General features: G+C 59.3%; 23 protein-coding genes and 1 other RNA gene. 11 read left to right on the top strand and 13 right to left on the bottom strand.

Annotated features, from left to right (window positions below; genetic code table 11):
- Positions 1-18: 18 nt before the first annotated feature.
- From C3F38_RS23210 to C3F38_RS23195, 4 genes are all read right to left on the bottom strand, one after another.
- Complete coding sequence (locus C3F38_RS23210; protein WP_047729891.1) at positions 19-1,467, bottom strand: NAD-dependent succinate-semialdehyde dehydrogenase; 1,449 nt, start codon at positions 1,465-1,467, stop codon at positions 19-21.
- A 47-nt stretch (positions 1,468-1,514) separates the two neighbouring features.
- A complete protein-coding gene (locus tag C3F38_RS23205; RefSeq protein WP_038871122.1) occupies positions 1,515-2,639 on the bottom strand; it encodes an aromatic ring-hydroxylating dioxygenase subunit alpha in 1,125 nt (374 codons plus the stop codon).
- Positions 2,640-2,665: 26 nt separating this feature from the next.
- Complete coding sequence (locus tag C3F38_RS23200; RefSeq protein WP_038871123.1) at positions 2,666-4,276, bottom strand: BCCT family transporter; 1,611 nt, start codon at positions 4,274-4,276, stop codon at positions 2,666-2,668.
- A gap of 364 nt (positions 4,277-4,640) precedes the next feature.
- Entirely contained in the window at positions 4,641-5,726 is a 1,086-nt protein-coding gene (locus tag C3F38_RS23195; protein WP_038871125.1) for a tartrate dehydrogenase, read from the bottom strand.
- An 82-nt stretch (positions 5,727-5,808) separates the two neighbouring features.
- On the opposite strand from C3F38_RS23195, the gene C3F38_RS23190 reads away from it, so the two are divergent.
- From C3F38_RS23190 to fbaA, 4 genes are all read left to right on the top strand, one after another.
- The gene (locus tag C3F38_RS23190) at positions 5,809-6,768 is read left to right on the top strand and encodes a LysR substrate-binding domain-containing protein (RefSeq protein WP_275078747.1); all 960 of its coding nucleotides are present in this window, start codon (positions 5,809-5,811) and stop codon (positions 6,766-6,768) included.
- A gap of 313 nt (positions 6,769-7,081) precedes the next feature.
- Entirely contained in the window at positions 7,082-8,098 is a 1,017-nt protein-coding gene (gene epd / locus C3F38_RS23185) for an erythrose-4-phosphate dehydrogenase (RefSeq protein ID WP_047729892.1), read from the top strand.
- Positions 8,099-8,168: 70 nt separating this feature from the next.
- Positions 8,169-9,332 carry a phosphoglycerate kinase gene (pgk, locus tag C3F38_RS23180; protein WP_025160206.1) on the top strand — a complete coding sequence of 388 codons (1,164 nt, stop codon included), beginning with the start codon at positions 8,169-8,171 and terminating at the stop codon, positions 9,330-9,332.
- A gap of 116 nt (positions 9,333-9,448) precedes the next feature.
- A complete protein-coding gene (gene fbaA / locus C3F38_RS23175; protein ID WP_025304179.1) occupies positions 9,449-10,528 on the top strand; it encodes a class II fructose-bisphosphate aldolase in 1,080 nt (359 codons plus the stop codon).
- A 56-nt stretch (positions 10,529-10,584) separates the two neighbouring features.
- On the opposite strand, the gene C3F38_RS23170 is transcribed toward fbaA, so the two are convergent.
- On the bottom strand, positions 10,585-11,253 hold the full coding sequence (locus C3F38_RS23170) for a DUF1345 domain-containing protein (RefSeq protein WP_048234646.1): 669 nt from the start codon (positions 11,251-11,253) through the stop codon (positions 10,585-10,587).
- A 205-nt stretch (positions 11,254-11,458) separates the two neighbouring features.
- Between C3F38_RS23170 and mscS the strand changes: the two genes are divergently transcribed.
- Together mscS and C3F38_RS23160 are read left to right on the top strand one after the other, a co-directional pair.
- A complete protein-coding gene (gene mscS / locus C3F38_RS23165; protein WP_047729894.1) occupies positions 11,459-12,325 on the top strand; it encodes a small-conductance mechanosensitive channel MscS in 867 nt (288 codons plus the stop codon).
- A gap of 256 nt (positions 12,326-12,581) precedes the next feature.
- On the top strand, positions 12,582-13,709 hold the full coding sequence (locus tag C3F38_RS23160; RefSeq protein ID WP_055316645.1) for a hypothetical protein: 1,128 nt from the start codon (positions 12,582-12,584) through the stop codon (positions 13,707-13,709).
- A 97-nt stretch (positions 13,710-13,806) separates the two neighbouring features.
- Here C3F38_RS23160 and C3F38_RS23155 read toward each other — a convergent pair whose 3' ends face one another.
- The 3 genes from C3F38_RS23155 to C3F38_RS23145 form a co-directional block, all read right to left on the bottom strand.
- Complete coding sequence (locus C3F38_RS23155; protein WP_055316647.1) at positions 13,807-15,156, bottom strand: aromatic acid/H+ symport family MFS transporter; 1,350 nt, start codon at positions 15,154-15,156, stop codon at positions 13,807-13,809.
- A gap of 171 nt (positions 15,157-15,327) precedes the next feature.
- Positions 15,328-16,359 carry a methionine synthase gene (locus C3F38_RS23150; protein WP_055316649.1) on the bottom strand — a complete coding sequence of 344 codons (1,032 nt, stop codon included), beginning with the start codon at positions 16,357-16,359 and terminating at the stop codon, positions 15,328-15,330.
- A 25-nt stretch (positions 16,360-16,384) separates the two neighbouring features.
- A complete protein-coding gene (locus C3F38_RS23145) occupies positions 16,385-17,362 on the bottom strand; it encodes a DUF1852 domain-containing protein (protein WP_047729897.1) in 978 nt (325 codons plus the stop codon).
- A gap of 315 nt (positions 17,363-17,677) precedes the next feature.
- On the opposite strand from C3F38_RS23145, the gene C3F38_RS23140 reads away from it, so the two are divergent.
- Positions 17,678-18,217 (top strand): DUF2058 domain-containing protein, encoded by a 540-nt coding sequence (locus C3F38_RS23140; protein WP_025160208.1) that lies wholly within the window; start codon positions 17,678-17,680, stop codon positions 18,215-18,217.
- 7 nt (positions 18,218-18,224) lie between these two features.
- Here C3F38_RS23140 and C3F38_RS23135 read toward each other — a convergent pair whose 3' ends face one another.
- Positions 18,225-18,923, bottom strand: a complete 699-nt coding sequence (locus C3F38_RS23135; protein ID WP_038871145.1) for an RluA family pseudouridine synthase — start codon at positions 18,921-18,923, stop codon at positions 18,225-18,227.
- 224 nt (positions 18,924-19,147) lie between these two features.
- Here C3F38_RS23135 and argO point away from each other — a divergent pair, with 224 nt between their 5' ends.
- Together argO and C3F38_RS23125 are read left to right on the top strand one after the other, a co-directional pair.
- Entirely contained in the window at positions 19,148-19,765 is a 618-nt protein-coding gene (argO, locus tag C3F38_RS23130; protein ID WP_004931603.1) for an arginine exporter ArgO, read from the top strand.
- A gap of 121 nt (positions 19,766-19,886) precedes the next feature.
- On the top strand, positions 19,887-20,618 hold the full coding sequence (locus tag C3F38_RS23125; protein WP_025160209.1) for an oxidative stress defense protein: 732 nt from the start codon (positions 19,887-19,889) through the stop codon (positions 20,616-20,618).
- 48 nt (positions 20,619-20,666) lie between these two features.
- On the opposite strand, the gene C3F38_RS23120 is transcribed toward C3F38_RS23125, so the two are convergent.
- A complete protein-coding gene (locus tag C3F38_RS23120; protein ID WP_038871151.1) occupies positions 20,667-21,560 on the bottom strand; it encodes a LysR family transcriptional regulator ArgP in 894 nt (297 codons plus the stop codon).
- A gap of 203 nt (positions 21,561-21,763) precedes the next feature.
- Between C3F38_RS23120 and rpiA the strand changes: the two genes are divergently transcribed.
- Both rpiA and serA read left to right on the top strand, forming a co-directional pair.
- Positions 21,764-22,420 carry a ribose-5-phosphate isomerase RpiA gene (gene rpiA / locus C3F38_RS23115; protein WP_025304157.1) on the top strand — a complete coding sequence of 219 codons (657 nt, stop codon included), beginning with the start codon at positions 21,764-21,766 and terminating at the stop codon, positions 22,418-22,420.
- A gap of 292 nt (positions 22,421-22,712) precedes the next feature.
- Positions 22,713-23,951, top strand: a complete 1,239-nt coding sequence (gene serA, locus C3F38_RS23110; RefSeq protein WP_038871155.1) for a phosphoglycerate dehydrogenase — start codon at positions 22,713-22,715, stop codon at positions 23,949-23,951.
- 48 nt (positions 23,952-23,999) lie between these two features.
- On the opposite strand, the gene C3F38_RS23105 is transcribed toward serA, so the two are convergent.
- The 3 genes from C3F38_RS23105 to zapA form a co-directional block, all read right to left on the bottom strand.
- On the bottom strand, positions 24,000-24,608 hold the full coding sequence (locus tag C3F38_RS23105; protein WP_038871160.1) for a 5-formyltetrahydrofolate cyclo-ligase: 609 nt from the start codon (positions 24,606-24,608) through the stop codon (positions 24,000-24,002).
- A gap of 53 nt (positions 24,609-24,661) precedes the next feature.
- Positions 24,662-24,844: non-coding RNA, 6S RNA (gene ssrS / locus C3F38_RS23100), on the bottom strand.
- A gap of 40 nt (positions 24,845-24,884) precedes the next feature.
- Positions 24,885-25,214 carry a cell division protein ZapA gene (zapA, locus tag C3F38_RS23095; RefSeq protein ID WP_004931621.1) on the bottom strand — a complete coding sequence of 110 codons (330 nt, stop codon included), beginning with the start codon at positions 25,212-25,214 and terminating at the stop codon, positions 24,885-24,887.
- Between the last annotated feature and the right edge of the window lie 305 nt (positions 25,215-25,519).

Raw genomic sequence — 25,519 nt, 5'->3', positions numbered from 1 at the left:
TCCCCGCGCATGAAAAAGTTATACCGCCTGGCACAGGTATTTGAGCTCCAGATAGTCTTCGATGCCGTATTCGGAGCCTTCACGCCCCAGGCCCGACTGCTTCACCCCGCCGAACGGCGCCACCTCGTTGGAGATAAGGCCGGTATTGATGCCGACCATGCCGTACTCCAGCCGCTCCGAAACGCGCCAGATGCGCGCCGCATCGCGGGTGTAGAAGTAGGCGGCCAAGCCGTAGATGGTGTCGTTGGCCTGGCGGATCGCCTCGGCTTCGTCATCGAACACCACCAGCGGCGCGACCGGGCCAAAGATCTCTTCTTCCAGCAACAGCGAGCCGGGCTGCACGTCGCCCAGCACCGTCGGCGTGAAGAAATTGCCGCCCAGCGCGTGCGGCGTGGCGCCGGTCAGCACCTGAGCGCCTTTGTTCAGCGCGTCATCGAGCAGCTCCAGCACCTTGTCGCGCGCCTTGCGGTTGATCAGCGGGCCGATCTGCACGCCGGGTTCGAAGCCGTTGCCGACCTGCAGCGCCGCCACGCGGGCGACAAACTTCTCGGCGAACTGCGGGTAAACGCCGCGCTGCACGTAGAACCGATTGACGCAGACGCAGGTCTGCCCGGCGTTGCGGTATTTGGCGATCAGCGCGCCTTCCACCGCGGCATCGATGTCCGCATCGTCAAACACGATGAACGGCGCGTTGCCGCCCAGCTCCAGCGACACTTTCTTGATGGTGTCCGCGCTCTGGCGCATCAGCAGCCTGCCCACCGGCGTGGAGCCGGTAAAGCTCAGCTTGCGCACCTGCGGGTGGCGGGTCAGCTCGGCGCCGATCGCCTGCGAGTTGCCGGTCACCACGTTGAATACCCCGGCGGGAATGCCGGCGCGCTCGGCCAGCTCGGCCATCGCCAGCGCCGAGTAAGGGGTTTCGTTGGCGGGTTTGACCACCAGCGTGCAGCCGGCCGCCAGCGCCGGCGCGGCCTTGCGGGTGATCATCGCCGCCGGGAAGTTCCAGGGCGTGATCGCCGCGCACACGCCGATGCCCTGCTTCAGCACCATCAGGCGTTTATCGCCGCTCGGCGAGGGAATGATGTCGCCATTGGTGCGCTTGGCCTGTTCGGCGAACCATTCGATAAAGGAGGCGGCGTAGCGGATCTCGCCCAGCGACTCCGCCAGCGGCTTGCCTTGCTCCAGCGTCATCAGGCTGGCCAGATCCTGCTGGTGCTCCAGCATCAGTTCGAACCAGCGGCGCAGCAGCTGCGCGCGTTGCTGTGCCGGCAGCGCGCGCCAGCCTTCCAGCGCCTGCTGGGCGGCGTCGATCGCCCGTTGGGTTTCTGCCGTCGCCATGTTGGGCACGCTGCCGATGAGTTGGCCGGTGGCGGGATCGCTCACCGGCAGGGTTTCCTGGTTGTCGGCATCGCGCCATTGCCCGTTGATGTAGGCTTGTTGGCGGAATAGCGCCCGATCGGAAATATTCACAAAGAACCTCACAAGTCAGGGGGAGGGGGCCCGTGGGCCCCGTCGCATCAGGGTTGATAAACCTGCGCCAGCAGATTGTGGAAGTGGGCGATGCCGTGTTCGCTGACGCCGCTGCCGGCGCCGTCGGCCATGATGCGCCCCTGGCCGCGATAGCCGCGCGATTTGAGGCCTTTTTGCACGCTCTCCACCAGCCGCAAATCTTCCGGGCGGAACACGTCGCGGTACCAGTCGATCAGTTTGAGCTGTTCGTCGCTCAAATCGGCGTTGGTGAAGTAGATGTCGTAGTGCTGCAGGGTGGTTTCCGCATCGACCGGGAACTCATAGATCACCGTCATCATGCCTTCCAGCGGCGGCATGTTGAACATGGTGCACGGCCACAGCCAGATGCCGTGGAAGCTGGCTTCTTTACCCTCTTCAAACTTGAACGACTGCTCGGAAGGGCGGGCGTAGCCGAACTGCAGCGTCCAGTTGCCGTGCAGGGTGTGCCAGTAGCGGTCGACCTGCACCGAGTCGGCGAAGCCGGGGTGTGCCGGGCCGCAGTGGTAGCACTCGAGGTAGTTGTCGACGATGTTCTTCCAGTTGGCCGGGGTTCGGGTGACGAAGCGCGCCGCCAGCTTGAGATCGTCTACCTGTGGGCAGGCTTCGCGCACTTTGGCGCCGAGGCCCGGCAGCTGGTCTTCCACCGTGCCGGCCTGCGAGTCCAGATTAACGTAGATAAACCCGGCGTACTCTTCGACCCGCACCGGCATCAGGTGCGAGTTTTCCTTATCGAAGTTCTGCACGTTTTCGCAGTTGCGCGCGTGCGCCAGTTCGCCGTCCAGCTTGAACGCCCAGGCGTGATAAGGGCAGGTGATGACGTTTTTCGCCCGGCCGTCGCCCGCCAGCAGCTGGTGGCCGCGGTGCGGGCAGACGTTGTAAAAGGCGCGCAGCACGTTGTCGCGGCCACGCACCACCAGAATGTTTTCACCGATGATCTCGCGGGTGATGTAGTCGTTCGGTTGGGCAAGCTCGCTGCGGTGCGCCACGCAAATCCAGCTGGTGGCGAACACCTGCTCTTTTTCGTGCTCGAACGCCGCCTGGTGGGTATAGAACCGGGCCGGAATGGTGTAGGCCTCGCGGGCGTCGGCGCAGAAATCTTTCGGTAAGGTAAATTCAGGGATCAGAGTGCTCATAAGTTAACCTTCCTCTTTCCTTATTGTCATTTCGCCATAGGGCGCGGTTGATACGACGATGGAGCAGAGAGTTCGGCGGCCGGCGGCGCCTCGGGCAGCGCCGGCGCGCTGCTTTCGATCAGGTGAGCCGGAATGGCCGCGTAGTCCTGCTTCAGCCAGCGGGCAAAGCCGTAGGTTTTCACCAGCAGCACCAGCAGGAACGGCAGCGCGGTCAGGATCACCGTGGTTTTCATGGTGTCCAGCGAGGCGCCGGTGAACAGGATCGACAGCGGGATCAGGGTGATCACCACGCACCAGAACAGGCGCAGCATCGGGCTGGGATCTTGCCCCTCCTGCAGGTTGCGGGTGCTGGTGGCGGCCATGGTGTAGGCCACGGCGTCCATGTGCGAGGCCAGGAAAATGATCATGATGAACAGATAGGCGGCCAGGAACAGTTTGCCGAGCGGCAGCGCCGTCAGCAGCATCTGCACGGCGGTTTCGCCGCCCTGGGTGTTGAGGATCTCCGGCACGTTGAGCTGCCCGCTGATGAACTGATGCATGGCGTAGCTTTCCAGCGAGCCGAAGAAGAACCAGCAGCCGAGGGTGCTGCCGAGCAGCAGCGCCCAGATCACCTCTTTAATCTTGCGGCCGCGCGAGACGCGGGTGACGAACATCGCCACGCCCGGGGTGTAAGAAATCCACCACAGCCAGTAGAACACCGTCCAGCTGCGGCTGAAGCTGCCGTCGCCCATCGGATCGGTAAACAGACTCATCTGCAGGAAGTTTTGCGCCGTCAGGCCGATGGCGTTGATGGTGTTGTTGATGGTGAATTCGGTGGGGCCGACCAGCAGCACCAGCCCGGCGAAGACGAAAGCACCCCAGCCGACCATTTTGCTCAGGCGCTGCATGCCGCCGTCGATGCCGATGTAGGAGCTGAGACAGAAGATCACCGCCGCCAGCAGGATCACCGTCGCCTGCACCACGAAATTGTCGGGGATGCCGGTCAGCGCCGTCAGCCCGCGAGTAAAGGTGGAGGCGGTCAGCACCAGCGAAATGGTGAGGGCGCCGACGGTGGCGACCAGGAAAATCAGATCCACCATCCGCCCAATCGGGCCGTTGGCGCGCACGCCGGTGATGGCGGAAATGATCCCCGACAGGCTGAGCCCTTTGTTCTTACGCACGTGGAAGTGGTAGGCCATGATCAGCGAGGCGAGGGCATAGGTTGCCCAGGCGCTCAGGCCCCAGTGGAAGAAGGAGTAGCTGATGCTGTATTCCAGCGCCTTCGGGGTGCGCGGCGCGATGTTCAGCCCCGGCGTCTGGTAGTAATACGCCCATTCCATCACCCCCCAGTACAGGGTGGACGAGCCCAGGCCGGCGCAGATGAACATGAACAGCCAGGCCAGCGTGGAGTATTGCGGTTTGCCTTCGCCGAGGCGGATGTTGCCGTATTTGCTCAACGCCAGATACAGCACCACCAGCAGGGCGATCAGCACCAGGATTTGAATGGTTGAACCGAACAGCCGGGTGACGCCGTTGAAAATGGTGTTGGCGATAAGCGCGGATTGAGCCGGAAAGAGCATCAGGCAAATGGCGATCAGCGCAATACTGCACAGGCTGATGGCGATGAGCGTGACATCCTTTTTAGGGTTGCTCTGCATGGGAGTGAACTCCTGTTATCGGTGGTGGGCCGGTGCGCGAAGCGTAGGGTGCGCCCGGGCCTTATTGGTTTGAACCCTTTGTTTTGTTACACCGCGAGGAGCAAACGCCCCGGCAGAACGCCGCCGGCAGTATTTACTCTTCATTAACATTTTCGAGTGTGCACAAATTACAGGAGGGCCACAATTGGGGCATCTGTAAAAGGATAAAACACAGTATGTAAACAATTTGTTGTGATCTTGGCCGGGGTATTGGCGTGCTTTCTGCGGTGGTTTTCAGCGGATTTGCGGCGGCGATCGAAGCGGAAAAACGGACGTGGCAAAGCAGGGCGCGAAAGGGCGCCCCGCACAGGAAAATCGGTGATGCTTAGCGTTGCAGCAGGGCGGCGATCGCCTGGCCGACTTGCTGGGTGGAGGCATCGCCGCGCATGTCCGGCGTGCGCGGCCCGTCGGCGATGATGCGCTCGATCGCCTGCAGGATGCCGTCATGCGCCTGGCGGTAACGGGCATCGCCGTCGCCCAGGAAGTCCAGCATCATCGCGCCGCTCCAGATCATGGCGATCGGGTTGGCGATGTTCTTGCCGAAAATGTCCGGCGCCGAGCCGTGCACCGGTTCGAACAGCGACGGGAAGTTGCGCTCCGGGTTCAGGTTGGCCGACGGCGCAATGCCGATGGTGCCGGTGCAGGCCGGGCCGAGATCCGACAAAATATCGCCGAACAGGTTGGAGGCGACCACCACGTCAAAGCGTTCGGGGTTCAGCACGAAGCGCGCGCACAGAATATCGATGTGCTGTTTGTCCCAGGCGATATCGGGGTACTGGCGCGCCATCTCTGCCACGCGCTCATCCCAGTACGGCATGCTGATGGCCATGCCGTTGGACTTGGTGGCGGCGGTCAGGCGTTTGCGCGGGCGCTGCTGCGCCAGCTCGAAGGCGTATTTCAGGATGCGGTCCACGCCCTGGCGGGTGAAAACCGATTCCTGGATCACCATCTCGCGTTCGGTGCCTTCGAACATCCGCCCGCCGAGCGAGGAGTATTCCCCTTCGGTATTTTCGCGCACCACGTAGAAATCGATGTCGCCCGGCTGTTTGTTCGCCAGCGGGCAGGGCACGCCGGGAAACAGCCGCACCGGGCGCAGGTTGACGTACTGCTCGAAGTCGCGGCGGAATTTCAGCAGCGAACCCCACAGCGAAATGTGATCGGGCACCGTATCCGGCCAGCCGACGGCGCCGAAGTAGATGGCGTCGAAGCCCTTGAGCTGCTCAAACCAATCGCCCGGCATCATCTGGCCGTGGTGCTGGTAGTAGTCGCAGCTGGCCCACTCGAAGGTGTCGAATTCCAGCGACAGATCCCAGCGCGCCGCCGCCGCCTGCAATACCCGTATGCCTTCCGGCAACACTTCCCGCCCGATACCGTCCCCGGGGATAGCGGCAATCTTGTAAGTTTTGCTCATACAGAGGTCTCATTTGTAGGTAGGGGAGATTGACAACACTCTTATCCTATAATTGACTAACTGTTAATCAATCTCGAAAACGGTGAAACATAAAACACGAATCATGAACAATATGCCGATCCTGAGTGACCTGCGGGTGTTCGTGCTGGTGGCGCGCCGCGCCGGGTTTGCCGCCGCCGCCGAAGAGCTGGGCGTGTCGCCGGCCTTTATCAGCAAACGTATCGCGTTGCTGGAAAAGGCGCTGGACGTGTCGCTGCTGCACCGCACCACGCGGCGGGTGGCGATCACCGAGGACGGCGAACGCATCTACGAATGGGCGCAGCGCATTCTCAACGACGTCGATCAGATGATGGACGAGCTGTCCGAGGTGCGCCAGGCGCCGCAGGGCATGCTGCGCGTGGTCAGCAGCTTCGGCTTCGGCCGGCGCTTCGTGGCCCCGGCGCTGTCGGCGCTGGCGCGGGAGTATCCGCAGCTGGAGCTGCGACTTGACGTGTCCGATCGGTTGGTGGATCTGGTCAGCGAAGGGTTCGATCTGGATATCCGCATCGGCGACGATATCGCCCCTAATCTGATCGCGCGCAAGCTGGCGGACAACCAGCGCATCCTGTGCGCTTCGCCGGCGTATCTGCAGCGCCACGGCGTGCCGAAAAGCGTGGCGGAGCTGGCGGGCCGCGCTTGCCTGGTGATCAAGGAGCGCGATCACCCGTTCGGGCTGTGGCGGCTGCAGGGGCCGGGCGGCGAAGAGACGGTGAAAGTGACGGGGGCGCTGGCGTCGAACCACGGCGAAATCCTGCACCAGTGGTGCCTGGACGGGCAGGGCGTTGCGCTGCGTTCCGCCTGGGACGTGAAAGAGAACATCGACAGCGGCAGATTGGTGCACATTCTGCCGGAGTATTTTCAGCCGGCCAACATCTGGGCGGTGTACGTTTCCCGGCTGGCAACGTCGGCGAAAGTGCGGGTGACGGTCGAATTTTTGCGCGACTATTTCCGTGAGCACTACGGCGAAACGGGGGCGGCGAGTGAAAATCCGCCGCGGCCCTGAGGCCAAAAATGTGCGCCAGATCATCTTATGCTCGTAAAACTCCCCTCCGTTACTTGTGGAACTGTTGCACCTGTTCCTTTTGCCAAAACTTTGGTTTATGCTCAGCTGAAGCGTTTCAGTTGAGACACTCTTCGACAGAAATGCCGATGTGACGGCGGCGAAAAGCCGCTGAAGCGCGGGAATAATGCAAACGCGGCGATTCACAGCGGGCGGTGCGATCCACTACTCTATGCGGGTTAGTGAGACAACCAGTCAGCGCCGGCCCGGCGCCGGTGAGTCAGCCCGGCGGGGACGGCCCTTTTTCAGGAGCAGCATGACCATCCGCATAGCGATAAACGGCTTTGGCCGCATCGGCCGCAGCGTATTGCGCGCACTGTACGAATCGGGACGACGGGCGGAAATCTCCGTGGTGGCGATCAACGAGCTGGCGAATGCCGAGGGCATGGCCCATCTGCTGAAGTACGATTCCAGCCACGGTCGCTTCGCCTGGGATGTGCGGCAAGAGTGCGACACGCTGAGCGTTGGAGACGACGCGATTCGCCTGTTGCATCAGCCGGCGATGGAGCAGTTGCCCTGGGGCGAGCTGGGCGTCGACGTGGTGCTGGATTGCAGCGGCGTGTACGGCAGCCGGGCGGATGGCGAAGCCCATCTGGCGGCGGGGGCGAAGAAAGTGCTGTTCGCCCATCCGGGCGGCAACGATCTGGACGCTACCATCGTGTTCGGCGTCAACCATCAGACGCTGTTGGCGGAACATCGCATCGTGTCCAACGCTTCGTGCACCACCAACTGCATTATTCCGGTGATCAAGCTGCTGGACGACGCCTACAGCATCGAATCCGGCACCGTGACCACCATTCACTCGGCGATGAACGATCAGCCGGTGATCGACGCGTATCACGCGGATTTGCGGCGCACCCGCGCGGCGAGCCAGTCGATCATTCCGGTCGACACCAAGCTGGCCGCGGGCATCACCCGTATCTTCCCGCAGTTTTGCGATCGCTTCGAGGCGATCTCGGTGCGCGTGCCGACCATCAACGTGACGGCTATCGATCTCAGCGTCAGCGTGAGCGCCGCGGTGAAGGTGGCGGAGGTCAACCAGCTGTTGCAAAAGGCCGCACGGGAATCATTTCGTGGTATAGTTGACTACACGGAATTACCATTGGTCTCGATCGATTTTAACCATGACCCGCACAGCGCTATCGTCGACGGTACGCAGACCCGGGTCAGCGGGCAGCACCTGATAAAGACCTTGGTCTGGTGCGACAATGAATGGGGCTTTGCCAATCGGATGTTGGATACCACACGGGCAATGGCCGCCAGCGGTTTCTAGTACGGCGGCGCCGGCGTGACGGGCGCGCTGCTCAGGCAATTTTATAGAGATTCAATAAAGAGGGTTCACCATGTCTGTAATTAAGATGACCGATCTGGATCTGGCGGGTAAACGCGTACTGATCCGCTCCGATCTGAACGTGCCGGTAAAAGACGGTAAAGTGACTTCCGACGCGCGTATCCGCGCTTCCCTGCCGACTATCGAAGCTGCGCTGAAGCAAGGCGCCCGCGTGATGGTAACCTCCCACCTGGGTCGTCCGACCGAAGGCGAGTACAACGAAGAATTCTCCCTGCTGCCTGTGGTCAACTACCTGAAAGATCACCTGAAATCCCCAGTGCGTCTGGCGAAGGATTATCTGGATGGCGTCGACGTCGCCGAAGGCGAACTGGTGGTGCTGGAAAACGTCCGTTTCAACAAGGGCGAGAAGAAAGACGACGAAACCCTGTCCAAGAAATACGCGGCGCTGTGCGACGTGTACGTGATGGACGCGTTCGGCACCGCGCACCGCGCGCAGGCTTCCACCCATGGCGTGGGCAAGTTTGCGCCTGTCGCCTGTGCCGGCCCGCTGCTGTCCGCCGAGCTGGAAGCGCTGGGCAAGGCCCTGGGCAACCCGGCCCGTCCGATGGTCGCCATCGTGGGCGGTTCTAAAGTGTCCACCAAACTGACCGTGCTGGATTCCCTGTCCAAAATCGCCGATCAGCTGATCGTCGGCGGCGGCATCGCCAACACCTTCGTGGCGGCGCAGGGCAACAACGTGGGCCAGTCCCTGTACGAGCCTGACCTGATCCCGAACGCGCAGAAACTGCTGGAAACCTGCGACATCCCGGTTCCGACCGACGTGCGCGTCGCGACCGAGTTCTCCGAAACCGCGACCGCAACCGTGAAGCAGGCCAACGAGATCCAGGACAACGAGCAAATTCTGGATATGGGCGACGTCTCTGCCGAGCGTCTGGCCGTTATCCTGAAGAACGCCAAAACCATTCTGTGGAATGGCCCGGTTGGCGTATTCGAGTTCCCTAACTTCCGTAAGGGCACCGAAATTGTCGCCCGCGCGATCGCCGATAGCGACGCTTTCTCTATCGCTGGCGGCGGCGACACTCTGGCAGCCATCGATCTGTTCGGTATCGCTGACAAAATCTCCTACATCTCCACCGGCGGTGGCGCATTCCTGGAATTCGTTGAAGGGAAACCGCTGCCTGCAGTCGTGATGCTGGAAGAGCGCGCTAAGCAGTAATTCAGACAACGGGAGGCGAAAGCCGCCCGTTTGTTTTATACCGCGCGGCTAACGCTGCGCGGCGTGAAAACATCGATTTACATCCATCTACGGCCGACGAAACAGGACAAAGTAACATGTCTAAAATTTTTGATTTCGTAAAACCGGGTGTCATCACGGGTGATGACGTTCAGAAAGTCTTCGCAGTTGCTAAAGAGAACAACTTTGCGCTGCCAGCGGTAAACTGCGTGGGTACCGACTCCATCAACGCAGTGCTGGAAGCCGCGGCTAAAGTGCGCGCGCCGGTCATCGTTCAGTTCTCCAACGGCGGCGCAGCGTTTATCGCCGGCAAAGGCGTGAAGACCGATGTGCCTCAGGGCGCAGCGATTCTGGGCGCCATCTCTGGTGCGCACCACGTTCACCAGATGGCTGAACACTACGGCGTGCCGGTGATCCTGCACACCGACCACTGCGCGAAGAAACTGCTGCCATGGTTGGACGGCCTGCTGGACGCCGGCGAGAAGCACTTCGCCGCTACCGGCAAACCGCTGTTCTCTTCCCACATGATCGATCTGTCTGAAGAGTCTCTGGAAGAAAACATCGAGATCTGCAGCGCCTACCTGAAGCGCATGGCCAAAATCGGCATGACGCTGGAAATCGAACTGGGCTGCACCGGCGGTGAAGAAGATGGCGTGGACAACAGCCATATGGATGCATCCGCTCTGTACACCCAGCCGGAAGACGTGGCTTACGCGTACGAAAAACTGAACGCCATCAGCCCGCGCTTCACCATCGCTGCCTCCTTCGGTAACGTGCACGGCGTGTACAAGCCAGGCAACGTCAAGCTGACCCCGACCATCCTGCGTGATTCTCAGGACTACGTGTCCAAGAAATTCAACCTGCCGCACAACAGCCTGAACTTCGTGTTCCACGGCGGTTCCGGTTCTACCGACGCAGAGATCAAAGAGTCTGTGGGTTACGGCGTGATCAAGATGAACATCGACACCGACACTCAATGGGCGACCTGGGACGGCATCCTGCAGTACTACAAAGCGAACGAAGCTTACCTGCAGGGCCAGCTGGGCAACCCGAAAGGCGCCGATCAGCCGAACAAGAAATACTACGATCCACGCGTATGGCTGCGCGCAGCGCAGACCAGCATGGTGACGCGTCTGGAGCAGGCCTTCAAAGATCTGAACGCGGTAGACGTTCTGTAATCTTCGGCACCTGTTGCACGATGCAAAAGGCTCCCTGCGGGGAGCCTTTTTCGTTTTCAGCCCAGCAGGCCGGCGCCGACGTTGATAGACAAGCCCAGGATCAGCATGTTGAACGCGAAGGAGATCACCGACTGCAGCAGGGTGACCTTTCGTACCTCCGCCGCCCCGACCGCCACATCGGCGGTTTGCGACGCCACCGCAATGGTGAAGGAGAAGTAGGCGAAATCCAGATAGGTCGGCTCGGTGAGGTTGCCGGGGAACAGCAGCGGCAAGGGATCCTGCTGTGCGCCCTGGCGATAAAACTGGTGGGCATAGTGCATGGTGAAGGCGGTCGGCAGCAGCAGCCAAGAGACCACCAGCGTGGCACCGGTCAGCAGCAAATGCAGCGTCTTCAGAGAGCCGGCCACCTGTTTGGCGCTGCTCAGTTCAAACAGGATCGCGAGTAAACTGACCAGGCAACCAAGGCTGACCAGCGTCAGCACCATACTGGCGCTTTCATCCTGCCGCCGGGCGATCTGGCGAATGTGCTGCGGCGTGCTGATCAGCATCAGCCGCCAGAGAAACAGCAGGTAGAGCCAGGCCAGCGTATTCCAGCCGATCATCAGGCGCTGCAGCAGCGAAAGTTGGGCGGGCAGCAGCAGAAAGCACAGCAGCCCGGCGCCGACGGAAAACAGCAGCCTGGGCCGCACTTGCCAATAGTGTTTGAGCGAAGAGCGAATGTGCATGATTAACGGATCCCTTGTCGTGAAATGGCCAACGCGCTGTTCTCAGCATAGAAGAAGCGGCGGGCGGTTTCGGCTATTTTTAACGCTGACGGTTGGCATGAGCCTTTAATGTTGGTTACCCTTAGGCGGTGGTTTCCTACTGGCCGCCGAGGCCAGTGTATTTTTGCGAGTTTCTCCCGTTAGGGACTGAGTTAGGACGACACGAATGAAAGATTTGAATGTAGTAGACGGCATCAACGGTGCCAGCGACTGGTTGGTGAAGAACCAGGATCTGTTGATCCAGTACGCGGTGAATATCGTCGCCGCCATCGTTATCCTGATCATTGGTTCGATCGTGGCCCGCGTGGTCGGCAATGCGCTGAACCGCGTGATGAAGCTGCGCGGCATCGACGCCACGGTGGCAGATTTCCTGTCGGCGATCGTGCGCTACGGCGTGCTGGCGTTCACCTTCATCGCGGTGCTGGGGCGCGTCGGCGTGCAGACCACCTCGGTGATCGCCGTGCTGGGTGCCGCCGGTTTGGCCGTCGGTCTGGCGCTGCAAGGGTCGCTGTCCAACTTCGCCGCCGGCGTGCTGCTGGTGATCTTCCGCCCGCTGCGCGTGGGTGAATATGTCGATCTGGGTGGCGTGGCCGGTACCGTCGATCAGGTGCAGATTTTCTCCACCTCCCTGCGTACCGCAGACAACAAAACCATCGTGGTGCCGAACGGTAAAATCATCGCCGGCAACATCATCAACTACTCCCGCGAGCCGAATCGCCGCGTGGATATCGTCGTGGGCGTGGCCTACAACGCTGATATTGACGTGGTGAAGAAGGTGCTGGGCGACGTGATCGCCGCCGACAAGCGCATCATGCACGCCAAAGGCGTGACCGTGCGTCTGAACGAGATGGCGCCGTCTTCCCTGAACTTCGTCACCCGCTCCTGGACCACCAACGCGGAATACTGGAACGTGTACTTCGATCTGATGGAAAACTTCAAGCGCGCGCTAGATGCCAACAATATCGGCATTCCGTTCCCGCAGATGGACGTGCACCTGTATCGCACCGAAGACGCTTCCGCCAAGGCGGAATAACAGAGAAGGGGGCCTTGGCCCCTTTTTTTATTGCCATTTTCCCCGTATTAGTCAGGCAGCCATTCACTCTGTCTCCGCTGTATCGATATTGGCGCCAAGCCGATATGCGCTTTCGGAAATTGCAGCCTGTGACAAACAGATGCGGGCGTAATAGCGAGAAGCTCAATAAGTCGCGGTAAAAACGACTTTTCGTTGTTACTGTTTCCTCCTCTGATACCATAGCTTCCTTGTGGATTGTCGATAGGAAAAGGATGAAATGAAAAGGGCTGTTATTGCCGCATTGTTGAGCGTCTTGATCTCTGGATGCGGGCCAAAAGCATTGTCGCCTGAACAAATACAGCAGGTAGCCGATTTAAAGTCAGAGCTGATGAGTACGGATGCCGAGATTGAAAACGCAGCTAAACAGCAGGACATGTTAAGCGGCGGCTTGATTAAATCTCTGGTGATGGCGCGACTGGAAATTCTGAAAACGAACAAGGCGCTTATTCAGCAACGAATCAATGCGATCGAGTCTGGAGCAAAGGTTGAGGTTGTCACGAACCAGACCTCGCCAGATCTGAAGCTGGCGGAAAAAGTCACCGCTGAATTGGCAACGCTGACTCGGGAAATATCGACCGCTAAACAAGAGGCCGCACAATACGATGGTGGTCTGGTGGGGTCGATAAAAAAGGCAACGATAGCCACTCAAGAGCAAAGTCTGGCGATGTTGCAGCAAAAATTGCTGTCGGCGAAATATGGCCTGGCCGTCCCGACGATAGCCCACCATGCAACATCAACCGCTTCAAAATCCAATCAGCAGGAAGATCCGGTGGCGAAAGACGCGTTGCTTCCGCCCGGCATTGGGCCGTTTGGCCTGCAAATGGGGTTAACGAAACAGAACGTCGAGGACATGACAGGCGTTACCTTAACGGCAATACCGAATAGTCTTAATATTTATACTACGAAGGTCGTCCCCAAAACGCATTACGCCTTTGAAACCTACATTTTGCTCATCTCTCCCAAGGTTGGTTTATGCCGAATTCGTGCGCTTAGCGGTGATATCAATACAGACAGTTATGGGTTGGCGTTAAAGTCCAAGGTGAAGGACATTGCTGAATCATTGACCGCTAATTATGGCAAAGGAAAAGCCACTGATGTGCTGCTGCCGGGGTCGTTATGGAAAGAGCCTGGTGATTGGATGATTGGGCTGCTTAAAAAAGAACGCTATTTCGGTTTTGACTGGGAAGAGAAAAAAGATAAACCGTTCAAGAACGATTTGCAGGGGATTATGCTTGAAGCGACCGCCGTCAATAGTGGGATTGGGAGCGTTTATCTGCAATATGATTTTAAAAATGTCGATGAGTGCATAAAGGAAGCCAATGACAAGGAAAACAGTGTGCTATAGCGGCAAGCGCTTTTGAAAAATAACCGATAGGTTAAGGATTTTTCATGAGAGGCCGGGACGTCACCGATGGCGTCTCGGCCTTTTCTTTTCCGCGAGTTCAGGCGCCGGCGGCCGGCTCGGCGAGCGGCGCACGGCCGCGCAGGCTGAGGCGATAGAGCAGGAAGATGGCGACCGCGCCCAGCAACGCCGGCAGCGCCAGCCAGAGGAAAAACGCTTCCGCCGAACCGGCGGCGGTCATCATCCAGGCGCCGAGCATCGAGCCGACGATCGAACCGAAACGGCCATTGGCCATGGCCCAGCTGACGCCGGTCACGCGGGCCGCGGTCGGGTAAAGGGTGGCGGAGACCAGATTCAGGCCGTTTTGCGCGCCGGCCACGCCGAAACCGATGAGGAACACAACGGCGGCCAGCGTATAGACTTCGCCCATCAGGTAACCGGTCGCGCCGATCACCAGCGCGGCGCCCAGGTAGGAGACGGCCAGCACGCGGTAGGGGCCGACGCGATCCATCAGCAGCGCCATCAGGATGGCGCCCAGGGTGCCGCCGAGCGGCACCATCGCTCCGATGCGCGAGGCGTGGGCGATATCGTAACCGGCGTCTTTGAGGATCGTCGGCAGCCAGCTGGTAAGCAGGTAGAACACGAACAGCGAGCAGAAGAACGCCGCCCACAGCAGCAGGGTGCGCACGGCGCGCCCTTCGATAAACAGGTGCGAGATCGGCGACTTGGCCTGTGCCGGGCGCTCGTCATCGACGATGGTGCCCCCCGTCCAACGCCGGCCGGTGATACGCTCGACCACCCGGCGTAGCCGATCGGCATGTTTGGCGTTGGCGGCCATAAAGCGTACCGACTCGGGCATCTGCCAGGCCAGCAGCGGCAGCAGCGCCAATGGCGCAATGCCGCCGACCAGCAGCACGCCGCGCCAGCCGAATGCCGGGATGATCTGCCCGGCCAGCAGCCCGCCCAGGGCCAACCCGGCGGTAAAGCCGCTCCAGCTCAGGGTGACCATCAGCATGCGGCGGCGCGCCGGTGAGTACTCCGAGCTGAGAGTAATGCAGGTCGGTATCGCGCCCCCGAGGCCAATGCCGGTGATGAAGCGCAGCAAGGTCAGGGATTCTATCGATTGCGTATAGGCCGAAGCCAGGGTGCAGCCGCCAAACACCAGCACCGCGACGAGCAGTACACGTTTGCGGCCGATGGCGTCGGCGATCGGCCCGAACAGCAGGCTGCCGAGCAGCAGGCCGAACAGCCCCGCGCCGAAGGCGGGAGAGAGCTGCGCGGGGTGCAGGCCCCACTCTTCACGCAGCGCCGGGGCGATATAGCCGATGATGGCGGTATCGAAGCCGTCCAGCAGGGCGATCAGGAAACACAGGGTTAGGATGAGGATTTGATAAGGCGAGATCCTGGCGCGATCGATGATTTCGCTGATGCGAGCGGTATCTGGGCTCATGAGGGTTCCACTGTTATTAAGCTGTTGTGGGCTGGCTGAGGGGCCGTTCAGGCCGCTGTGGCTGGCATCGCGTAGAAACCCGAGTATACACCAGAGGGGGGGCGTTGCGGGGAGAGGGAGTCGATGATAATCGCCCGCCACAGGAGGCTCCTGTGGCGGGCGATGGTGAGGTTATTTGGCCAGCAGTTCCCGGCGCACGATCTCGGCGCCCGCACTCAAGGCATTCAGCTTGCCGCTGGCGACCTGACGAGGCAGGGGAGCCATGCCGCAGTTGGTCGACGGATAGAGCTTGTCGGCATCGACAAACTGCAGCGCTTTGCGCAGCGTAGCGGCCACTTCCTCCGGCGTCTCAATGGTATGATTCGCCACGTCAATGGCGCCGACCATCACTTTCTTACCGCGAATCAGTTCAAGCAGATCCATCGGCACGTGCGAGTTATGGCACTCCAGCGAGATAATATCGATAGTAGACGTTTGCAGCTTGGGGAACGCCTCTTCATATTGCCGCCACTCAGAGCCCAGCGTCTTTTTCCAGTCGGTGTTGGCCTTAATGCCGTATCCATAGCAGATATGTACGGCCGTTTCACACTTAAGCCCCTCAATGGCCCTTTCCAGGGCGGCGATGCCCCAGTCATTCACCTCGTCAAAGAACACGTTAAATGCGGGCTCATCAAACTGAATAATGTCGACGCCGGCGGCCTCGAGCTCTTTGGCTTCCTGATTGAGGATCTTGGCGAATTCCCAGGCCAATTTTTCGCGGCTTTTATAGTGGTTGTCATAGAGCGTGTCGATCATGGTCATCGGCCCCGGCAGGGCCCATTTAATCGGCTGCTTGGTCAGCTGGCGTAAAAATTTGGCGTCTTCAACGAAAACGGGCTTTTGGCGCGCGACCGCACCCACGACGGTTGGCACGCTCGCCTCATAGCGATTGCGAATTTTAACCACTTCGCGTTTCTCGAAGTCGACGCCGCTGAGGTGCTCGATAAACGTCGTGACGAAGTGCTGGCGCGTTTGCTCGCCATCGCTGACGATATCGATGCCGGCCTGTTGTTGTTCAGCCAGCGACAAACGCAAGGCGTCCTGTTTCCCTTCGATTAATTCTTCATTCTGCAATTTCCAGGGCGACCACAGGGTTTCAGGCTGGGCCAGCCAGGAAGGTTTAGGCAAGCTGCCGGCGGTCGAGGTAGGGAGCAATATTTTCATAATAGATGACCTGTATTTAAGTGAATCAAAGCGCGTAGTGAGCAGACCATTGTTCAAGAATGGGCTTGTAGGGCTTGATAAATTGCTCTTCCGTAAATTTCCCCTGCTCAATCGCTAACCGGCTACGCTCTTCGCGATCGTAAACAATCTTGGTTAATGAATGATCCTGGTTATTCAGGCTTGGCTGATAGCATTGCCCCGCCGCCGAGTTGGCATTGTAAATTTCAGGCCGATAGATTTTCTGGAAGGTCTCCATCGTGCTGATGGTGCCGATCAGTTCCAGATCGGTGTAATCGCTCAGCAAATCGCCGGGGAAATAAAACGCCAGGGGCGCAACGCTATTTTTCGGCATGAAGTAGCGCACCTGCAGGCCCATTTTTTTAAAATACCGGTCGGTCAGCGACGCGCCGTCTTGCCGATACTCGTCGCCCAACACCGGATGTTGATTGCCCGTCCGATGATAGGTGTCTTTGCTGGACACGCTGAGGCAGATCACCGGCGGTTTGCTGAAATTCTCATGGTATGCGTTTGAATTGACGAAGTGCTTAAAGATATTGCCGTGCAAATCGCCGAAATCATCCGGAATGTTGAACTCCGCCGTGTTTTTATTGTGCGCCGGCAGCAAGACGCTAAAATCGTAATCGCGCACGTAAGACGAGAAGTTATTCCCGACGATGCCCTCAAGACGCTTTTGCGTTTTTTTATCAATGATGTTGGTTTTCAGGATTTCGATCACCGGGAAGCTGGCCCCCTGATCTTCAACGCGCATCTCAACCGAAATGATTTCAAGCTCGACCGAATAGCGGTCGGCCTTGGGATTATCCCAATGCGCCAACGAATTGAAGCGATTGTTAATCATCACCAGCGTGTTGCGCAGGTTCTCCCGGCGGTTTTCCCCTCTGGCCAAATTGGCGAAGTTGGTGGTGATACGCGTACTTTCAGAAGGGTTATAATCTTCATCGAAAGAACTGCTCTTAATCGTAAAGGCAAAGTCTCTATTCATGGTCTTATAGTATCCTGTTATATGATATGAAGGCTGGATTTATCCATTTATTTCAATGGGTTGTTTTTCTCTTTTTTTATTCAGCCGATTTCATATTGTCTGTCGTTAATGAGGTCTATTTTTGCCAGAGTCCCGAAGGGAGTGAAAGAGACTTAATTTCATTACTACATGAGCGGTATTCATGATCTGGCGTTCGGGCCGGTTGGCCGCCGTTGCCCTGCGGCGCAAACCGCCAACGTACGGGCCGGCAACCTGGTGCAGCCTGAAAAATTACGGGTATAATCCCCCCATGACCCCACGGCTTCAGACACGAACATGACAAAACTCACCTTACAAGAGCAGATGCTCAAAGCGGGCTTGGTAACCAGCAAGAAAATGGCCAAAGTCCAAAGAACGGCTAAAAAATCACGCGTTCAGGCCCGTGAGGCCAGAGAGGCGGTGGAAGAGAATAAAAAGGCGCAGCTTGAGCGCGATAAGCAGCTGAGCGAGCAGCAAAAGCAGGCCGCGCTGTCCAAAGAATACAAGGCGCAGGTGAAGCAGCTGATCGAGATGAACCGCATCGTCCTGGCGAAAGGTGATATCGGTTTCAACTTCACCGACGGTAACCTGATCAAGAAAATCCTGGTGGATAAGGCGACGCAGACCCAGCTGATCAATGGCCGTCTCGCCATTGCCCGCTTGGTGGTCGAGAACCGCGAAGAGTGTGAATACGCGATTATCCCCGCGAGCGTCGCCGATAAAATCGCGCAGCGCGATGCGGCCAGCATTGTGCTGCACAGCGCGCTGAGTCAGGAAGAGCAGGATGAAGACGATCCGTACGCCGACTTTAAAGTGCCCGACGATTTGATGTGGTAAGCCGCGTTCAGAACGGCGCAGCGTGACGAGCGGCGATCCGCGCTCCACTGACGGGGTGCACAAAGTCCAGCTCGCTGGCGTGCAGCATCAGCCGCGGCGTCTTTTCGGTACCCGGCAGCAGGCGCCCGCCATACAGATCGCAACCTAAAATAGGGTGGCCCAACTGCCGGCTGTGAATACGCAGCTGGTGGGTGCGCCCGGTCTCTGGGGTGAGCTGCACCCGCGTCAGCGGCAGCGAGATCCCGTCCTCCGCTTCACGATAAAAACGCTCGACGACCCGATAGCGGGAGCGGGCGGGCTTGCCGTGGAGGGCGCAAATTGACATCAGCGGGAACAGCGCCGGATCTTTGGCGATCGCCGCGTCTATGACCCCTTCGTTATCCGCCAGATGGCCGCAAAGCAACGCGCTGTACACTTTGCTGACGGTGCGTTCGCTGAACTGCCGGCAGAGCGCGGCGTTGGCGGCTTTGTTGCGGGCCACCACCATCAACCCGGACGTGCCGAAATCCAGGCGGTGCACCAGCGCGCAGCCGGGGAAGATCTGTACCAGACGGTGGTGTACCGAGTCGAGATTCTGCGGATTCTTGCCCGACAGGCTGAGCAGCCCGGCCGGCTTATTGATCAGCACCAGATGGTCGTCCTGATAGAGGATCTCTATCTGGTCATGGCATGGCGGGGCGATAAAGGTATCGGTAATCGTAGACATCGGGCGGCCGGCTGGAAGGTGGGTGCGGATGATAGCGAATTTTTCACCGAGGGGCGAATTTGACGGCGTTCATAGCGTGGATCCTCCCTCACTGATTTGAGTATTAGTCCCGCTGATGCTGGATTAGAAACATCAATTTCACCTAATGATCGCTTCCTCGTATGATGCGCGTGTTGACCGACACGCGCCCTCGTCCGGCGCCTTCTATCATTCGAGGAATCCCCATGTTAGCCGTCTTCCTGCAGGGTTTTGCCCTGAGCGCCGCCATGATCCTGCCGTTGGGCCCGCAGAACGTATTCGTGATGAATCAGGGCATTCGCCGCCAGTACCATTTGATGATTGCTTCGCTGTGCGCCTTGAGCGATATCGTGCTGATCTGCGCCGGAATTTTCGGCGGCAGCGCCTTGCTGACCCGCTCACCGCTGCTACTGGCGCTGGTCACCTGGGGCGGGGTGGCGTTTCTGCTGTGGTACGGGTGGGGCGCGTTCCGTTCCGCCTTCAGCCCGCAACCGGCGCAGGCCGCGGCGCAGGAGCTGGCGCAGAGCCGCTGGCGCATCGTGGTCACCATGCTGGCGGTCACCTGGCTGAACCCGCACGTTTATCTGGATACCTTTGTGGTGCTCGGCAGTTTGGGCGGGCAGCTGACGGCGGACGTGCGCTCCTGGTTCGCGCTCGGGGCGGTCAGCGCGTCGGCGGTGTGGTTCTTCGGGCTGGCGCTGCTGGCCTCCTGGCTGGCGCCGTGGCTGAACACGCAGCGGGCGCAGCGCATCATCAACGCGCTGGTCGGGCTGGTGATGTGGGGCATCGCGCTGCAGCTGGCCTGGCAGGGGGCAAATTTATAAGAATTTGTCACTAATCCGAATTCAAAACGCCGCGCGATATGCTACGTTTGATGCCAGGAATCCGGCGGTTCTCACAGGGAAAAGCCGGCGATCAGAGACAGCCTGTCATTAAGGAGACACTGTGAAGCTAAAAGCATTGGCTATGGCCGCAATGGTCGGATTAGGGACGTTACCGATGGCGCTGCAGGCGGCTGAAGTGCCTGAAGGGCCGCACGTCGTCACCTCCGGCACCGCCAGCGTGGACGCCACGCCGGATATCGCCACCCTGGCGATCGAAGTGAGCGTTTCCTCCAAAGACGCCGCCCAGGCGAAGAAGCAGGTGGACGAGCGCGTGGCGCAGTACTTTGATTTCCTGCAGAAAAACAACATCGAGAAGAAAGACATCAGCGCCGCCAACCTGCGCACCCAGCCGGAATATGACTACCTGAAAACCGGCGAGTCGGTGCTGAAGGGCTACCGGGCGGTGCGCCAGGTGCAGGTGACCCTGCGTCAGTTGGACAAGCTGAACGAGCTGCTGGACGGCGCGCTGAAATCTGGCCTGAACGAGATCCGCGCGGTGGAGCTGGGTGTCGCCAAACCGGATGTGTATCGCGAGCAGGCGCGGCAAAAAGCGATCGAGAACGCGACTCAGCAGGCCGAATCCCTGGCCAAAGGCTTCCACGCCAAGCTGGGGCCGGTGTACAGCATTCGCTACCGGGTTGCCAACTACCAGCCGATGCCGGTGGCGCGGATGTATAAGGCGGCCGGTGCGGCGGCGGAAAGCGACGCGGCGCAAACCTATGAACAGCAAAGCATTCACTTCGACGATCAGGTGGATGTGGTGTTCGAGCTGCAGCGCAACGCCGCGCAGTAAGGTGTTCGTATTGAAGAAAAGGTTCGCTGCGGCGAACCTTTTTTCGTTTTAATCCTGACGCAGCACCTGGTGGCCGTGTTCCAGCAGCGCGTCGGTCACTTTGCGCATCATGCGGCTTTCCGGCGCGAAGCGGTGCCAGTACAGCATGCGGCGCTGGTACAGCCCCGGCGTCAGATCGATCAGTTCACCGGATGCCAGCTCCTTTTCGATCTGCAGGTGAGGGATCATACAGCAGGTGGTGCCCTGGCGTGCCAGCTGCACGAAGGCTTCCGACGAGTTCACGATGTGGCAGGGCACGCTGCCCGGCGACAGATCGAAGTTCTGCTGCAGGAACGCCTGGTGCATGTCGTCGAGATGATCGAAGGCCACCGCCGGCGCTTTCAGCAGCGCGGAGCGGGTGACGCCGCTCGGGAAGTAGCGCTCGGCGAAGCCGCTGGAGGCCACGAACAGATAGTCCAGTGCCCCCAGCCGATCCACCAGGCAGCTCGGCAGCGGCTGCGGCTGAATACTCACCGCGCCCACCACCTCACCGCGGCGCAGCCGCTCCTGGGTGCGGGTTTCATCTTCCACCTGCAGATTCAGGCGAATGGGGGAGTCCGCCAGCACCGGTTTCAGCGCCGGCAGCAGCCAGGTTGCCAGACTGTCGGCGTTGACCGCCAGCGACAGCAGCAGCGGCGTATCGACGCCGGTGTCGTTGCCCAGCCACTCTTCTTCCAGCAACTCCACCTGATGCAGCAGCGCCAGCAGCTTTTGCCCTTGTTCGGTCGGGCGCGGCGGCACGGTACGAACCAGCAACGGTTGGCCGAACAGGTTTTCCAGCTGTTTGATGCGTTGGGATACCGCCGATTGCGTGATACAGAGTTTTTGAGCGGCGCGCTCGAAGCCGCGCTCACGGATCACCGCGTCCAGCGCTTGCAGCGTACGATAGTCTGGGCGTTTCATCGGAAAGATATCCCTTAAATTAGAATGATACCGGCACTATGCCACATTTTGCGCACGGCGCAGGTGGAAAATCACGCCCCCACCTCGCCGCCAAGCGGGTAAAAATGCGGGCTGCGGTAAATAAGTGTGATCCTGCCGGCGTGAAAAACAGCGTTTTACCCTATAATACGCACACGTTTTCGTACAGAGGCAAGGGACATATTATGACGCAGGATGAACTGAAAAAAGCGGTGGGCTGGGCGGCGCTGGAATACGTGACGCCGGGCACCATCGTCGGGGTCGGCACCGGCTCTACCGCCGCCCACTTTATTGACGCGCTGGGCTCCATCAAGCACCAGATCGAAGGCGCGGTGTCCAGCTCCGACGCCTCCACCGCCAAGCTGAAAAGCCTCGGCATCCACGTGTTCGACAGCAACGAAGTGGACTCGCTCGATATCTACGTGGACGGCGCGGACGAAATCAACGGCCATATGCAGATGATCAAGGGCGGCGGCGCTGCGCTGACGCGCGAGAAGATCATCGCCGCCATCGCCAAGAAATTCATCTGCATCGTCGACGCCAGCAAGCAGGTGGACGTGCTGGGCAAGTTCCCGCTGCCGGTGGAAGTGATCCCGATGGCCCGCTCTTACGTGGCGCGCGAGCTGGTGAAACTCGGTGGCCTGCCGGAGTATCGTCAGAACGTGGTGACCGACAACGGCAACGTGATCCTCGATGTGCATAACCTGAGTATCACCGACGCCATCGCGCTGGAGAACAAGATCAACGGCATCGCCGGCGTGGTGACCGTGGGGCTGTTCGCCAACCGCGGCGCGGACGTGGCGCTGGTCGGCACCCCGGAAGGCGTGAAAGTGGTCAAATAAGCCTCCGCCGTCTGTGGCCCGGTAGCGCCGGGCCGCATAATTCTTCGGTTAAAATATCTTTTCTGAAAAACGGCAAATTTGGTGACTTATGTCACATTGTGAAACCTGACTCCCCAAAGCTTCTGCCGAAAACTTTCCCTATGGCATTTTCTGCCGTAAACCGCCATCAACGCTGCGCCTTGTCCTGCCGGGCAGGCAATCGTTTGTATTGCCGCCCGCGTTATTTTTGTTATGTTGGATGGGAGCTGTGTCGTCACAGCCGCTTCTGAAGTCTGAACATAGGGTCGGGTAAATGGCAAAAGTATCATTGGAGAAAGACAGGATTAAATTCCTGTTGGTGGAAGGGGTTCATCAGAGCACGGTCGATAATTTACGTGCCGCCGGTTATACCAACATCGAATACCACAAGGGTGCGTTAGACACCGAATCGCTGAAGGCATCCATCCGCGATGCGCATTTCGTCGGCATCCGATCGCGTACGCACCTGACCGAAGAGGTGTTCGCCGCCGCAGAAAAACTGGTGGCGGTGGGCTGCTTCTGCATCGGCACCAACCAGGTTGATCTGAAAGCGGCGACCAAACGCGGTATTCCGGTCTTCAACGCCCCCTTCTCCAATACCCGATCCGTGGCCGAAATGGTGCTGGGCGAGCTGCTGTTGATGCTGCGCGGCATTCCGGCCGCCAACGCCAAGGCGCACCGCGGCGTGTGGCACAAATTGGCCGTGGGCTCCTATGAGGCGCGCGGTAAAAAGCTGGGCATCATCGGCTACGGCCACATTGGCACCCAGCTGGGCATTCTGGCCGAAGGGCTGGGCATGAAGGTGTTCTTCTACGATATCGAGAACAAGCTGCCGCTGGGCAACGCGCAGCAGGTGCGCCATCTGTCCGATCTGCTCAATATGAGCGACGTGGTGACGCTGCACGTGCCGGAAACGCCGGCCACCAAGAACATGATGGGGGCGGAAGAGCTGGCGCTGATGAAGCCAGGTGCCATTCTGATCAACGCCTCGCGCGGCACCGTGGTGGATATTCCCGCGCTGTGCGATACGCTGGCCAGCAATCACCTGGCGGGCGCGGCGATCGACGTCTTCCCGGAAGAGCCGGCAACCAACAGCGATCCGTTCAACTCGCCGCTGTGTGAGTTCGACAACGTGCTGCTGACGCCGCACATCGGCGGCTCCACTCAGGAAGCGCAGGAGAACATCGGCGATGAAGTGGCCGGCAAGCTGGCGAAATATTCCGACAACGGCTCGACCCTGTCCGCCGTCAACTTCCCGGAAGTGTCGCTGCCGGCGCATGGCCCGAATGCCAGCCGCCTGCTGCACATCCACGAAAACCGCCCGGGCGTGCTGACGCAGATTAACCAGATCTTCGCTGAAGAGGGGGTTAACATCGCCGCGCAGTATCTGCAAACCGGCCCGGAAATCGGCTACGTGGTGATCGACATCGAAGCGGAAACCGCGCGCGCCGATGCCGCGCTGCAGCGTATGAAGGCCATCGACGGCACCATTCGCGCCCGTCTGCTGTTCTGATTAGGCGGCATGCCGCAACGAAAAAGGCCGGAGCGATCCGGCCTTTTGCTATTTAGGTTCGTGCCAGGCCCAGTTGCAGAGCGGGGTGAGGATTTCCGGCAGCGGGATATCCCAGTGCTCGGTCGGCAGGTGCTCCACCTGCTGGCAATCATGGGCCAGCCCGATGGGATAGGGGCCGCCGCTGCGCCAGTTTTGCAGGGTGCGATCGTAAAAACCGCCCCCCATACCCAGACGCTGCCCGGTATGATCGAATGCCACCAGCGGCGTCAGCACGACGTCCAGCTCGCCCAGCGGCAACACCTGGCGCACATCGAGGCGCGGTTCGAGAATATTGAAGCGATTGCGCACCAGCGGCGTTTCCGGCGCATAGCGCAGGAACAGCAGGTGGCCCGGGTTGAACGGGTGCAGCACCGGCAGGTAAACCCGTTTTCCGAGCGTCCACAGCTGCTCGATCAGCGGCCCGGTGTCGAGTTCACCGTCAAACGACAGGAATACCGCGATGCTGTGCGCCGCCTTAATGTGCGCATGCGCGACGACGCGCTCGGCTATTTTTTCTGCGGCAAAGCGTTGCTGGCTCAGCGTAAGCTCGCGCCGACGTTGGCGAATGAGTTGACGAATGGCTTGGCGCTGCTGCGCGAATTGGGGTTGAAAAGGCATCGTATCAGGCTTGCTCAGTGTGGCGTTCGGCACACATAAACCGCTGAGAAGGGGGAATCTCCGAGATGCCGTCGCAGGCTGTAACCCTTGAACCCATGGTTCAAGGTGAACGTGCCGTCGCAATCTTAAGGCTTCTCGGCGCACCGAGCGTGCTCACCGATCGCGGAGCAACACATTCTGTTTGTACTAAATATCGGCTCAGGGGACTGGCCCGCTGGCGAACATCTCAGAGAAATTTTGTACTCGTTGCCGAAACTTTGATTTCAACAACTTAAGTTATTCGAATTGTGCATCCTGACGTTCAGAGATGCGACCTTGTTCAAGCAGCGCTTGTTCAATGGTCTGCTGCAGCATCCGTATGCGTTGTTCCATATTGGACGCATAGTCACGGGTTTTCAACCGTTCTTGAGCAAGTTCGTGACAGACGTTCAATGCCGCGATGAAAACCAGTTGCTCAGTATTGGAGACTCTAGTGCGAACTTTAAGATCTTGCAACCGTTGGTTAAGATCGTCCGCCGCCATATTCAACGCATCTTGTTGTTCTGGCGGGCAATTGACTCTTAACGAGCGGCCAAAAATTTGAATATCTACCGGTTGTGCAGACATGCCACCTTCCTGCCTAAATTTCGCGCCAGCCTTGTCCGCCCTGGCCGGGCCGTCAAAGCGGGCGCCACTATATATACCTCGGTACCAAGATACAACCCCTTTTTCAGTACCTGGTTGTAATCTACTGTGGCGCACATTGCCAGTCAAAAAAGGGTTTCAAAATGCGTATTTACCGCACTTTTGCCACCCGACGGCGCCGTGTGAAACCTGCCACATCGCGATTATAACTAGCCACTGAGGTGTCGCGCTTATCTGGTATAGCGACGGACCTTGGTGGTAGCATAACACGAACTTATCCTGCCAAC

The sequence above is a fragment of the Serratia sp. SSNIH1 genome (assembly GCF_002935055.1).
GTDB lineage: Bacteria > Pseudomonadota > Gammaproteobacteria > Enterobacterales > Enterobacteriaceae > Serratia > Serratia nevei.
This window is presented reverse-complemented; position numbering and strand designations above follow the sequence as displayed.